Source organism: Rhodococcus sp. NPDC060086 (assembly GCF_042730275.1).
In the GTDB taxonomy this organism is placed as follows: Bacteria; Actinomycetota; Actinomycetes; order Mycobacteriales; family Mycobacteriaceae; genus Rhodococcus.
The window spans coordinates 51,862-64,435 of record NZ_JBHWWZ010000008.1; the positions used below are offsets into that span (position 1 = coordinate 51,862).

Here is a 12,574-nt window from a genome sequence, read left to right on the forward strand (position 1 = left end):
GGCTCAACTGCGGCAGATGAGCACCGGACACATCGCGTGGTGGATCAGATTCTGACTCGTCGATCCGAGGAGCGCCGACGCAATCGTGCTGCGGCCGTGACTGCCCACAACCACGAGCTGCGCATGAGCGGAGTGTTCGAGAAGCGTGACGTCGGGCTTTCCTCGCTCGACACGGTACGAGACCTCCACGTCGGGATAGTGTTCGCGGTGGCCGGCGAGGCTCTCCGAGAGTTCTGCCGCCTGGTGTTCCTCGTATGCCTCCCAGTCGGTGAATCGTGACCCTTCGCCGTAGGTGAGGGTGGACTGCTCGGACCAGGTATGCACTGCGGTCAGTGGTGCGCCGGCCTTGTCTGCGATCTCGAAAGCGTGGTCGATGGCCTTCGCACTCAATCTGCTGCCGTCGACCCCCACGAATATGGGTGCGCCATCGAGTTCGGACGGGCCCGGGTCGCCGCGCCACGTCACGACCGGACAATGGGCGTGGTTGACGGTGTGCACGACATCGGATCGCGCGAACATGGACTGCAGCTCGCTCGTCGTCGTATGACCGAGCACGACCATGCGTGTGGTGTCCGACAGCTCCACGAGGGTCTGTGCGGGCTTGCCCACCTCGATCTTGCGTTCGACGACGACGTCGGGTCGTGCCGCGCGCACCACGGCCTCTGCCGCGTCGAGAGCCTGCTCTCCGTGCGCGGCAGCGCCATTGCCCGACGGTCGTTCCGGGACGACGTGCGTCAGATACAGGGGTTCCCCGAAGCGATGGGCGATCGACGCGGCCCAGCGCGCTGCACCGAGCGCGCTGTCGGAGCCGTCGATCCCCGCCACGATTCCCCGTCCGGTCGATGCTCTGCCCATGATGATCTCTCCTCACTCTGCCACCAGTGTGGTACAGACCACATCTGCTCGCCAGGGTTCGACGAACTCGGCCGGTGAACGCGACCCCGGGCGCCGCATTCAGTCGCCGACCGCGTCCCTACCGCGTCGCACGATCTTCGGGTCGGCTCCGAACACCACCTGATCGTCCTTGTTCTCGTAGTCGAACTGGTCGAGGAAGAAGCGCATGGCGTTGATGCGGGCGCGTTTCTTGTCGTTGGATTTGATGGTGGTCCACGGCGCATGGTCGGTGTCGGTGCGCCGGAACATCTCTTCCTTCGCGGCGGTGTACAACTCCCACTTGTCGAGGGATTCGAGATCCATGTCGGACAGCTTCCACCGTCGGACGGGATCGAGTTGACGGATGGCGAAGCGGGTGCGCTGCTCGTTCTGGGTGACGGAGAACCAGAACTTGGTCAGCGAGATCCCGGCGTCGATGATCAACTGCTCGAAGAGTGGGACGTGGTCCAGGAACCGTTCGTATTCGTCGTCGGTGCAGAACCCCATGACGCGCTCCACGCCCGCACGGTTGTACCAGGAGCGGTCGAACATCACGAGTTCACCTGCGGTGGGGAAGTGCTTGATGTATCGCTGCATGTACCACTGTCCGGACTCGCGGTCGGACGGCTTGTTCAGCGCGACCACTCGGGCGTGCCGAACGTTGATGTACTCCTGGAAACGCTTGATCGTGCCGCCCTTGCCCGCGGCGTCGCGGCCTTCGAAGACGATGATGTGCTTCGAATCGTTGTCCTTCGCCCACGACTGGAACTTGAGCAGTTCGATCTGCAGGAGGTACTTCTCGACCTCGTATGTCGCGCGATCCATCCGCTCGTCGTACGGGTAGTTCTCGCGCCAGGTGTCGACCGCGCGGCCGCGGGTGTCGATGAGGTCGGGATCCTCACCGTGATCGTCGCGCACCGAATATCCTTCGGTGCGAAGACGGTCGATGTAGCGCCGTAGTTCGTTCTGCACGCGTTCTCCTCGCGGATCCGGATTCGCACGACCGGGGGGTCACCCCACGGGCGGGGTGGCTACCGTTGTAGTCGTAGAAAGTGAATACCACGCAAACCGTCGCAGCGGTGGATGCGCGTGATGTGCATCAGGCCGCGACGAGAGCCGGGGATGCAGCCACAGTGTCGAGGTAACGCGCGGCGATCACGTCGCCGACGGCCTCGTGATCGGTGAGAGTCGCGGCGATGTGCACACGGTGCAGAGGTTCGGCTGCGGCACACGTACGGTCCCAGAGCAGGCCCGGCGCCAGCATCCAGGGCGCGAGCACGAGCGTGCGCGCACCCGAACGGGAGAGTTCGGTCAAAGCCGTTTCGGCGGACGGTCCGGTGGCCGTCGCGAAACACGTACGACCAAGCGTCCACGCGGTTCCGGCGAGTATGCGGGGTGTGACCATCGCACTCGACGAATTCGCACCGAGCCGGCGCGAGCCGACCGCACACAGTGCAACCCCGACAGTGGGATCGTCCGCCGACACACCCGTGGCGACGATGTTGTCGCGTGCAGCCGCCACCAGCAGCTCATCGTCTCCGAGAATGTCGGAGCACACGACTTCGAGGTGTGGAGTGCGGATTCTGGACTCCGCCAGCAGCGCGGGGAGATCGATACGCGCGTGGAACGCGCTGCCGAGCAGCAACGGGACCACCACCGCGCATCGATGCCCTTCGGCGGCGACCGTATCGAGGACCTGCGGTACCGATGGGTTGTTCAGATCGAGAAACGCGAGGCGGACGTCAAATTCGGGATGCCGATGGCGGACCGCTGTGAGCGCGGCAGCCACGGCCCGCGCCGAACGCGGGTCGCGGCTGCCGTGCGCGACAGCGATCAGGGGGATCATGCGAGGACAGGGTCCCCGGTTTCGACCCCACCGAGTTCGATGTCGGAGAGCCCGTTGCCGACCAGACCTGCCGCCAGGGTGTTCCCGCCCGCCGGGTCGATGAGAAGGAAGCTTCCGGTGCGACGGTTGACCTTGTAGTCGTCGGCCGCGATCGGCTCGGCGACACGCACGGAGATTCGCGCGATCTCGTTGAGCTCCAACGACTCCGGGCTCGGAACCGACGTCAGGTTCTGCTCGTCGAAACGCTCCTCGAGCGTGCCGACGATCGCCTGTGTGGTGCGGGTGCCGTGCTTGAGCAGCAGGCGGGCGCCGGGACGCAGCGGCTTCTCCGCCAGCCAGCACACGGTCGCCTCGAACTCGCCGATCGGCTCCGGTGCGCCAGGTGCGGCAATGACGTCGCCGCGTGACACATCGATGTCGTCGGCCAGGATCAAGGTCACCGAGCGGCCTGCGTGGGCAACGTCGAGTTCGCCGTCGGCGGTGTCGATGCGCTCGACCGTCGTACGGATACCGGACGGCAGGATCACGACCTCGTCTCCGGGGCGGACCGAGCCGGCACCGATCTGGCCGGCGTAGCCGCGGTAGTCGGGATGCTCGGCGGTGCGGGGCCGGATCACGTACTGGACCGCGAAACGCAGGCCGACGTCGTGTCGCCCGTGCACATCGGCATCCACCGGAACAGACTCGAGGTGCTCGATGAGGGTCGGGCCGTCGTAGAACGGGGTGTTCTCCGAGCGCGTCGCGACGTTGTCACCGTGCAGCGCGGAGACGGGGATCTCCTGCACGTCCTCGGGCGCCCAGCCGAGCGAGCGCGTGAGCGAGGTGAACTCGTCCCGGATGTCGGCGAACACCTGTGCCGGATTCTCGACGAGATCGATCTTGTTGACGGCGAGCACCAGCTTGGGCACACCGAGCAGCGCGAGGACCGCAGCATGCTTGCGGGTTTGCTCGATGACACCTTTCCGCGCGTCGACGAGCAGCACGACGAGTTGTGCTGTGGAGGCACCCGACACCGTGTTGCGGGTGTACTGCACGTGACCGGGGGTGTCGGCGAGCACGAAGCTGCGCTGCGGCGTGGCGAAGTACCGGTAGGCGACGTCGATGGTGATGCCCTGCTCACGCTCGGCGCGCAGGCCGTCGACGAGCAGCGACAGGTCGGGGGTATCGAGGCCGCGGTCGACCGATGCGCGGGTGACGGCATCGATCTGGTCGGCCAGAACGGATTTCGTGTCGTACAGCAGCCGGCCCACCAGAGTGGACTTGCCGTCGTCGACGCTCCCGGCGGTAGCCAGGCGAAGGAGGTCGCTCATGATCAGAAGTAGCCCTCTCGCTTGCGGTCTTCCATGGCCGCTTCGGAAACTCGGTCGTCGCCACGGGTTGCGCCGCGTTCGGTCAGACGGGATGCCGCCACCTCGGCCAGGATGGCCTCGTTGTCGGCTGCGTCGGAGAGCACCGCGCCGGTGGTGGAGCCGTCGCCGACGGTGCGGTACCGCACCGACAGGGTCTGCAGGTCTTCGCTGTCCTTCGGGCCACCCCACACGCCGGGGGTCATCCACATGCCGTCACGCTGGTAGACGGGACGCTCGTGCGCGTAGTAGATGCTCGCGAGCTCCACGTTCTCGCGTGCGATGTAGCGCCAGATGTCGAGCTCTGTGAAGTTACTCAGCGGGAAGACGCGTACCTGCTCACCCGGGGCGTGCTTGCCGTTGTACAGGTTCCACAGCTCGGGACGCTGCCGCTTGGGATCCCACTGGCCGAATGCGTTGCGCAGCGAGAAGATCCGCTCCTTGGCGCGTGCGCGTTCCTCGTCGCGGCGCGCGCCGCCGAAGACGGCGTCGAACCGGTTCTCGGAGATGGCGTCGAGCAGCGGCACGGTCTGCAGCGGGTTGCGGATGCCGTCGGGCCGCTCGGTGAGGCGGCCGTCGGCGATGTATTCCTCGACGCTCGCGACGTGTAGCCGCAGGTTGTACTTCTCGACGACGTAGTCGCGGAATGCGAGCACCTCGGGGAGGTTGTGGCCGGTGTCCACATGTAGCAGCGCGAAGGGAAGCGGTGCAGGCCAGAACGCCTTGATCGCGAGATGGAGGAGAACGGTCGAGTCCTTGCCGCCCGAGAACAGGATCACGGGCCGTTCGAACTCGCCCGCGACCTCACGGAAGATATGGATCGCTTCCGACTCGAGGGCGTCGAGAGTGTCGAACTTGTTGCCGTCCAGCTTTGCTCGCTGTTCGGAAGTTGTCGTATCGATGAGTGTCATGAGGAGTGCAACCCGCATTCGGTCTTGGCTTGGCCGGCCCAGCGTCCGCTGCGCGGGTCGGCCCCGGGAAGTGGCTTGTTCGTGCACGGGGCGCACCCGATGGACGGGTACCCCTCGTCGACGAGGGGATTGACGAGAATTCCGTGTTCGTCGATGTAGTTCTGCATGTCCTCATCGGTCCATGCCGCGATCGGGTTGATCTTGACGAGCCCGAACGCCTCGTCGAACGAGATCAGCGGTGCGTTCGCCCGAGTGGGCGACTCGACCCGCCGGATTCCGGTCACCCACGCGCGATATCCGCTGAGGGTGTCCTTCAGCGGCACCACCTTCCGCAGGCGGCAGCACTCGCCCGGGTCGCGGGCGAACAGGTCCTTGCCCAGCAAGGCGTCCTGCTCGGCGACTGTCTGCTTCGCAGCTGCATTGATCACGTTGACGCCGTACACCTGTTCCACGGCGTCGCGGGTGCCGAGAGTTTCGGCGAAGTGGTAGCCCGTTTCGAGGAACAGGACATCGACGCCGGGGTGGAACTGCGCGGCAAGGTGCACGAGCACCCCGTCCTGCATGTTCGACGCCACGATGTACGAGTCGCCGAACGTCTCCTCGGTCCATCGCAGCAATTCCTGAGCCGACGCGCCCTCGAGATTTGCCGCCCCCTGCGCGGCGAGTTCACGAAGGTCGTCGGAGGTGTGTGTGGATGTGGTCATCGGAGGTCCGCCTCGTCTGCGCGTACGGTCCACTCGGCGAAGCGTTCGCCGGCGTTCCGGTTCTTGATGAAGTTGCGCACCACGCGCTCGATGTAGTCGGTCGCTTCGTGCGCGAGGATGCGGTGCTGACGCAGCTTGCGTCCGAATCCGATGTCGAATCCGAGGCTGCCGCCGAGGTGTACCTGGAATCCCTCGATCTGCTTTCCGTCGCCGTCGTCGACGAGCATGCCCTTGAACCCGATGTCGGCGATCTGGATGCGCGCGCACGAGTTGGGGCAGCCGTTGAAGTTGAGCGTGATCGGTACGTCGAGTTCGGAATTGAGTTCGGCCAGACGGGTTTCGAGCTCCGGAACGAGATTCTGTGAACGACTGCGCGTCTCGGTGAACGACAACTTGCAGTACTCGAGGCCGGTGCAAGCGATCAAGTTGCGGCGCCACCGCGACGGCCGCGAGCTGAGGCCGACCGCTTCGAGGTCGGCGTCGAGACCGGCCATCTTGTCGTCCGGTACGTTGACGACGACCAGCTTCTGGTACGGGGTCAGGCGCACCGAATCGGTTCCGGCCTTGTCCATGGAATCGGCGAGGACGTCGAGGATGGTGCCGGACACCCGGCCGGACACCGCAGAGAACCCGATGGCGTTGAGGCCGTCGGTCTGCTTGGTGACACCGACGTGGTCGATGGGATGGCGCGGCTGTTCAGGAGCGGGCCCGTCGATGAGCGGGCGCAACAGATACTCCGTCTCGAGTACCTCGCGGAACTTCTCGATGCCCCAGTCCTTGATCAGGAACTTCAGGCGCGCCTTCGAGCGCAGTCGGCGGTAGCCGTAGTCGCGGAAGATCGCGACGACGCCTTCCCACACGTCCGCCACCTCGTCGAGCGGAATCCACGCTCCGGTGCGCTCCGCGAGCATCGGGTTGGTCGACAGACCACCGCCGACCCACAGATCGAATCCGGGGCCGTGCTCGGGGTGGTTCACACCGACGAAGGAGACATCGTTGATCTCGTGCACCACGTCGGGCTGGCCGGAGATCGCGGTCTTGAACTTACGGGGAAGGTTCGAGTACTCGGGATTGCCGATGTAGCGGCGCTTGATCTCCTCGAGCGCCGGGGTGGCGTCGATGACCTCGTTGGGGGACAGACCGGCGAGAGGAGAGCCGAGCATGCCTCGGGGGCAGTCGCCGCACGCCTCGGTGGTTTCCAGGCCGACCGCTTCGAGTCGACGCCAGATCTCCGGTACGTTCTCGATCTCGATCCAATGAAACTGGATGTTCTGGCGATCGGTGATGTCTGCGGTGTCGCGAGCGAAGTCCTTCGAGACGCTCGCGATCGCGCGCACCTGTGCGGTGTTCAACTGACCGCCGTCGGTGCGGACCCGCATCATGAAGTACGGGGCTTCGAGGATGTCGGCGTTGTCGTCGCCGGTCCAGGTGCCGTCGTAGCCTTCGGCGCGCTGCGTGTAGAGGCCCATCCAGCGGAAGCGGCTGCGGAGATCGGCCTTGTCGATGTTGTCGAAGCCGACGTGCTGGTAGGTGTCGATGATCCGCTGGCGGACGTTGAGCGGATTGTCGTCCTTCTTGGTCTGCTCGTTCCCGTTGAGCGGCTCGCGGTAACCCAACGCCCACTGGCCCTCTGCACGGCGCTTGGTGGGCTTCGCCGAGCGACGGCGAGCGGGGGGTGTCGAGTCGGCGGGGGGAGCGACGTCGGTGGTCGACGACATGCGGTTCTCCTGAAGTGAAGGACCGGATCGAGTACGCGAGGGGGCTGGCCTCATGCGAACACGCCTCGATCCGGCGGGATCTGAGAATTGCCGGATTGGTGCCGTACTAGCGACAGGCGGCGCAGGGCAGACAGATAGACGCACAGACACGCTTGAGGTCCACGTGGCGTCGAGCCACGAGTCGCACTCCGAGTCCGGTCATGGCGACCATTGTGCCATGTCACGGGGTTGCCGCCGAATCCGGAGGCTATTTCCACCAAAAATCGGGGAAATGTCGAGGTCGGCGCGCTGCGCCGTGTCGAGGATGGGCGCGCAGCGCGGTGTCAGGGTGGCGCGCAGCGCCGACGGGGGCCAGCTGTGTCTCTGGAACACTGGAGCTCGTGAGTGACACGAGAACCGGCAGCGAGCTCGGTGCGGGACACGGGTTCGAACTGCCGGCAAGCGCACTCGACGGAGTGGGCAGCAGACCCTTCGGGGTGTACGTGCACGTGCCGTTCTGTGCGACGCGCTGCGGCTACTGCGACTTCAACACCTACACGGCGGGTGAACTGGGATCCGCGGCGTCGCCCGAGTCGTGGCTCGAGGGGCTTCGGCGCGAACTCGACGCCGGTGCCCAGTTGCTCGGTCGTGACGGCGGTGGGACGCCGGCGGCCGAGACCGTGTTCGTCGGCGGCGGCACGCCCTCGCTGCTCGGCGCCGACGGGCTGGCCGACGTGCTGGATGCGGTCCGAGCGTCGTTCGGGCTCGCACCCGGCGCCGAAGTGACCACCGAATCGAACCCCGAATCGACCTCACCGGAATTTTTCGCACGGATCCGCGATGCCGGCTACACCCGTATCTCCCTGGGCATGCAGTCGGCGGCCTCCCACGTGCTCGCGGTGCTCGACCGCACCCACACTCCGGGACGCCCGGTCGCCGCGGCCCGCGAGGCCCGGGCGGCCGGATTCGGGCACGTGAACCTCGACCTGATCTACGGCACGCCGGGTGAGACCGACGCCGATCTCGACGCGTCGCTCGATGCCGTGCTGGAAGCGGGTGTCGATCACGTGTCCGCCTACGCGCTGATCGTCGAGGACGGGACCGCGCTGGCGCGGCGGGTGCGCCGCGGGGAACTCCCGGCGCCGGACGACGACGTGCTCGCATCCCGGTACGAGCGCATCGACCGGCGACTGACAGCGGCCGGGCTGACATGGTATGAGGTGTCCAATTGGGCTCGAGCCGAGGATCTTTCGGCCAGATGTGGCCACAACCTCGGCTACTGGGACGGCGGCGACTGGTGGGGTGCGGGACCCGGTGCGCACAGTCACGTCGGCGGGGTGCGCTGGTGGAACGTCAAGCATCCCGCGCGCTATGCGGGTGTCCTCGCCGACGGACAACTGCCGGTCGCGGGGAGCGAGGAGCTCACGGCCGACGACATCCACACCGAATCGGTGATGCTCACCGTGCGACTACGGACCGGTCTGCCGTTGAGCGAACTCGACGCCGGTGAACTCGCCGCCGCCGGGACGGTGGTCGACGACGGTCTGGCCGCCGTGTCGGGTGATCGTCTGATCCTCACTGACCGGGGCCGGTTGCTCGCCGACGGCGTGGTGCGGACGATCCTGCTCGGATCCGACCGGGAATGAGCGCTAGAGGAACCGGGGCTCGCCCAGGATTTCAGGACCTGCCGGATCGGTCTCCTCGGGCGATGTGACGCTCGAGAGCGGTGCGAGTGCGTCGTAATCGAAGACGCGGGCATGGAGCACCGGGCGGTTCCGCAGTGCGGACTGCACGGCCCGGTGGAGGCCGTCCTCGAGATACAGGACCCCTTTCCACTGCACAGCGTGGGGAAACAGGTCGCCGTAGAACGTCGAGTCCTCCGACAGCAGTCGATCGAGTTCGAGAACCTTCGTGGTCGTGACGATCTCGTCGAGGCGGATCTGACGCGGAGGGATTCTCGACCAATCGCGCAGCGACAGCCCGTGATCGGGATACGGCTTACCGTCCCGGACACCCTTGAAGATCATGCGCCCACAGTACGCACGGGGTGGCGGATGGATCTGTTCGGCTCCGAGACGATTAGACTGGGCGGGTACGGCACACAGTGCACCCGTGCCCCGCGCGCGAGGTGCACTTGTTCGGGCATGCGCGTGGTGGAACGGAGGTGGGCAGATGTCGAGCACCGAGGAACGGAGATTCCAGGTTCTGCGGGCGATCGTGGCGGACTACGTGTCCACCAAGGAACCGATCGGATCGAAGACGCTCGTCGATCGTCACAACCTGGGTGTATCGAGCGCCACGGTCCGCAACGACATGGCGGTCCTCGAAGCAGAGGGATACATCTCTCAGACGCACACCAGTTCGGGACGGGTACCCACCGACAAGGGCTACCGGCAGTTCGTCGACCGGATCGCCGAGGTCAAGCCGCTGTCGGCGGCCGAGCGTCGCGCGATCCTGCAGTTCCTCGAGTCCGGTGTCGACCTCGACGATGTGCTGCGTCGCGGGGTCCGCTTGCTCGCACAACTGACCCGTCAGGTCGCGGTGGTGCAGTACCCGACCCTGTCGTCGTCGTCCGTACGACACCTCGAAATCGTCGCCCTGACACCGGCGCGGCTGCTGCTCGTGCTCATCACCGATTCCGGGCGCGTCGACCAACGGATCGTCGAACTCGGCGACGTCGTGGGCGACGACGATCTCGTGCGGCTGCGCGATCTGCTCGGCAACGCCCTGAGCGGCAAACGTCTCGCTGCTGCGTCGATCGCTGTGTCCGAACTCGCCGAGGACGCACCGGAAGACCTGCGTGACGCCGTGATCCGCTGCGCGACCGTACTGGTGGAGTCCCTCGTCGAGCACCCCGAGGATCGACTCGTACTCGGTGGCACCGTCAACCTGACCCGCAACGCCGCCGACTTCGAAGGCCTGCCGGGCATGCCGGGTTCGTTGCGCACCGTCCTCGAGGCCCTCGAGGAACAGGTGGTGGTCCTCAAACTGCTCGCAGCCAGCCAGGACACAGGCCGGGTCACCGTCCGTATCGGTGAGGAGACCCAGGTCGCCGAGATGCGCAGCACCTCCGTGGTGTCCACCGGGTACGGTGCGGCAGGCGCGGTGTTCGGCGGGCTCGGTGTGCTCGGCCCCACCCGGATGGATTACCCGGGAACCATCGCATCGGTCGCGACCGTTGCGAGATATATCGGTGAGGTGCTCGGCGAGCGCTGAGCATGCCCAATTCTGTGTAGATCATTCTGTGTAGATGAAGTAAGGACGAGAACCAAACGTGGACTACTACGGGACGCTCGGTGTGTCCAAGGATGCGACCGACCAGGAGATCAAGCGGGCGTATCGCAAGCTGGCGCGTGAGCATCACCCCGACGTCAACCCGGACGGGTCGGCACAGAAGCGTTTCCAAGAGATCTCTGCTGCATACGAGGTGCTCTCCGACCCGGAGAAGCGCCGCATCGTCGATCTCGGCGGTGACCCGCTCGCGTCGGGCGGTGGTGCAGGCGCCGGCGGCTTCGGTGGTGCGGGCTTCGGTGGTCTCGGCGACGTGTTCGAAGCGTTCTTCGGCGGTGGGGGTGGCGGCTCCCGCGGTCCTCGAGGACGCGTCCAACCGGGTGCCGACTCGCTGCTGCGCACTCGCCTGACGCTGGACGAATGCGCTCGGGGTGTGACCAAGAGCGTGACAGTCGACACTGCGATCCTGTGCGACTCCTGCACCGGTTCCGGCACCAACGGCGATTCCAAGCCGGTCCGGTGTGAAACGTGCGGCGGCGCCGGTGAAGTCCAGTCGGTCCAGCGTTCGTTCCTCGGCCAGGTCATGACCTCGCGTCCGTGCCCCACCTGCCGCGGAGTCGGCGAGACCATCCCCGACCCCTGCCGCAAGTGCGGTGGCGACGGCCGGGTGCGGGCGCGCCGTGAAATCACAGTGAAGATCCCCGCCGGCGTGGGCAACGGAATGCGGATCCGTCTCGCGGCGCAGGGTGAGGTGGGCCCGGGTGGAGGGCCGGCCGGTGACCTCTACGTCGAGGTCGTCGAGCAGCAGCACGACGTGTTCGTGCGTGACGGTGACGACCTGCACTGCACCATCCGGGTGCCGATGGTCGACGCAGCGCTCGGAACCACCGTGAGCCTCGACACGATCCTCGACGGCGCGATCGACATCACCGTCGATGCCGGTACGCAACCCGGTTCGGTATCGGTGATCCGCGGCCACGGAATGCCGAAACTGCGTTCGGGTGCGCGCGGCGACCTCCACGCGCATCTCGAAGTGGTGGTGCCGACCAAGCTCGATCACAAGCAGACCAAGCTGCTCGACGAGTACCGCATCATGAACGAGCGCGACCGCGTGGAAGTCGTGTCGAAGTCGTCGCAGCATTCGTCGGGCCTGTTCTCGCGTCTGCGCGACGCGTTCAACGTCCGCTAGGCGACCACGGTGGCCGCGACGCTGTTCTATCTCGACCCGCTGCCCGAGACGGGAGCTACCGCCGTTCTCGACGGCAAGGAGGGCCGACACGCGGCAACGGTGCGGCGGATCTCTGTCGGGGAACGACTCGTGCTCTCCGACGGCAGGGGCGGCGTCGCCGATGTCGAGGTGACGGCAGTGGCCAAGGACCGGCTCGAGGCCGCCGTCCTCGGCCGCGGCACGATCGCACCGCCGCGACCGTCGGTGACCGTCGTCCAGGCCCTCCCGAAGTCCGAACGGTCGGAGCTCGCCGTCGAGCTCGCCACGGAGGCGGGCGCCGACGGATTCGTGCCGTGGCAGTCGTCACGGTGTGTCGCGCGGTGGGACTCCAAAGCGGACAAGGGGACGGCCAAGTGGCAGGCGGCGGCAACGGCCGCGGCTAAGCAATCTCGGCGCGCGTATGTGCCGGAGGTGGCCTCGCTGCACCGCACCGCCGACGTCGTGGCGCGGGTACGTGAGAGCGTCGAGGGCGGAGGTGTCGTCGCGGTGCTGCACGAATCGGCCACCGTTCCGTTCTCGTCCCTGGCTCTTACCGCGGCCCCCGAACTCGTCCTCGTCGTCGGTCCGGAAGGCGGACTCGACGACGCCGAAGTCGAAGCACTCGTGGGTGCCGGAGCGAGCGCGGTATCGCTCGGACCGACGGTGCTGCGCACGTCGTCGGCTGCAGCGGTGGCGCTCGGTGCGGTGGGCGTGCTCACCGACCGCTGGAATCAACAGCCTTTGCACTGATCGATAATG

Annotated in this window: 12 protein-coding genes; 4 read left to right on the forward strand and 8 right to left on the reverse strand. The window is 66.4% G+C overall.

From position 1 onward, the window contains the following. Window positions 1-3: 3 nt before the first annotated feature. From ACFWB0_RS07335 to ACFWB0_RS07365, 7 genes are all read right to left on the reverse strand, one after another. Window positions 4-855 carry a universal stress protein gene (locus tag ACFWB0_RS07335; protein ID WP_378489777.1) on the reverse strand — a complete coding sequence of 284 codons (852 nt, stop codon included), beginning with the start codon at window positions 853-855 and terminating at the stop codon, window positions 4-6. A 99-nt stretch (window positions 856-954) separates the two neighbouring features. Beyond that, window positions 955-1,845, reverse strand: a complete 891-nt coding sequence (ppk2, locus tag ACFWB0_RS07340) for a polyphosphate kinase 2 (protein WP_378489778.1) — start codon at window positions 1,843-1,845, stop codon at window positions 955-957. Window positions 1,846-1,972: 127 nt separating this feature from the next. Further along, window positions 1,973-2,719 carry a sirohydrochlorin chelatase gene (locus ACFWB0_RS07345; RefSeq protein ID WP_378489779.1) on the reverse strand — a complete coding sequence of 249 codons (747 nt, stop codon included), beginning with the start codon at window positions 2,717-2,719 and terminating at the stop codon, window positions 1,973-1,975. Next, a complete protein-coding gene (locus tag ACFWB0_RS07350) occupies window positions 2,716-4,029 on the reverse strand; it encodes a sulfate adenylyltransferase subunit 1 (RefSeq protein WP_378489780.1) in 1,314 nt (437 codons plus the stop codon). Before ACFWB0_RS07350 ends, ACFWB0_RS07345 begins: the two co-directional genes overlap by 4 nt. Window positions 4,030-4,031: 2 nt before the next feature. Further along, window positions 4,032-4,976 (reverse strand): sulfate adenylyltransferase subunit CysD, encoded by a 945-nt coding sequence (gene cysD, locus ACFWB0_RS07355; protein WP_378489781.1) that lies wholly within the window; start codon window positions 4,974-4,976, stop codon window positions 4,032-4,034. Continuing rightward, window positions 4,973-5,680 carry a phosphoadenylyl-sulfate reductase gene (locus ACFWB0_RS07360; RefSeq protein WP_378489782.1) on the reverse strand — a complete coding sequence of 236 codons (708 nt, stop codon included), beginning with the start codon at window positions 5,678-5,680 and terminating at the stop codon, window positions 4,973-4,975. The genes cysD and ACFWB0_RS07360 overlap by 4 nt, the downstream gene beginning before the upstream one ends. Continuing rightward, window positions 5,677-7,398 carry a nitrite/sulfite reductase gene (locus ACFWB0_RS07365; RefSeq protein ID WP_378489783.1) on the reverse strand — a complete coding sequence of 574 codons (1,722 nt, stop codon included), beginning with the start codon at window positions 7,396-7,398 and terminating at the stop codon, window positions 5,677-5,679. The genes ACFWB0_RS07360 and ACFWB0_RS07365 overlap by 4 nt, the downstream gene beginning before the upstream one ends. A 380-nt stretch (window positions 7,399-7,778) precedes the next feature. On the opposite strand from ACFWB0_RS07365, the gene hemW reads away from it, so the two are divergent. Next, window positions 7,779-9,023 carry a radical SAM family heme chaperone HemW gene (gene hemW / locus ACFWB0_RS07370; protein WP_378489784.1) on the forward strand — a complete coding sequence of 415 codons (1,245 nt, stop codon included), beginning with the start codon at window positions 7,779-7,781 and terminating at the stop codon, window positions 9,021-9,023. 3 nt (window positions 9,024-9,026) lie between these two features. On the opposite strand, the gene ACFWB0_RS07375 is transcribed toward hemW, so the two are convergent. Next, window positions 9,027-9,404 (reverse strand): type II toxin-antitoxin system VapB family antitoxin, encoded by a 378-nt coding sequence (locus tag ACFWB0_RS07375; RefSeq protein WP_378489785.1) that lies wholly within the window; start codon window positions 9,402-9,404, stop codon window positions 9,027-9,029. Between the two features lie 145 nt (window positions 9,405-9,549). On the opposite strand from ACFWB0_RS07375, the gene hrcA reads away from it, so the two are divergent. Genes hrcA through ACFWB0_RS07390 form a run of 3 tightly spaced genes read left to right on the forward strand, consistent with a single transcriptional unit; the run spans window position 9,550 to window position 12,565 of the window. Further along, window positions 9,550-10,593 (forward strand): heat-inducible transcriptional repressor HrcA, encoded by a 1,044-nt coding sequence (hrcA, locus tag ACFWB0_RS07380; protein WP_378489786.1) that lies wholly within the window; start codon window positions 9,550-9,552, stop codon window positions 10,591-10,593. A gap of 58 nt (window positions 10,594-10,651) precedes the next feature. Further along, entirely contained in the window at window positions 10,652-11,797 is a 1,146-nt protein-coding gene (dnaJ, locus tag ACFWB0_RS07385) for a molecular chaperone DnaJ (RefSeq protein WP_378489787.1), read from the forward strand. Window positions 11,798-11,806: 9 nt separating this feature from the next. After that, complete coding sequence (locus ACFWB0_RS07390; protein ID WP_378489788.1) at window positions 11,807-12,565, forward strand: 16S rRNA (uracil(1498)-N(3))-methyltransferase; 759 nt, start codon at window positions 11,807-11,809, stop codon at window positions 12,563-12,565. Window positions 12,566-12,574: the final 9 nt, after the last annotated feature.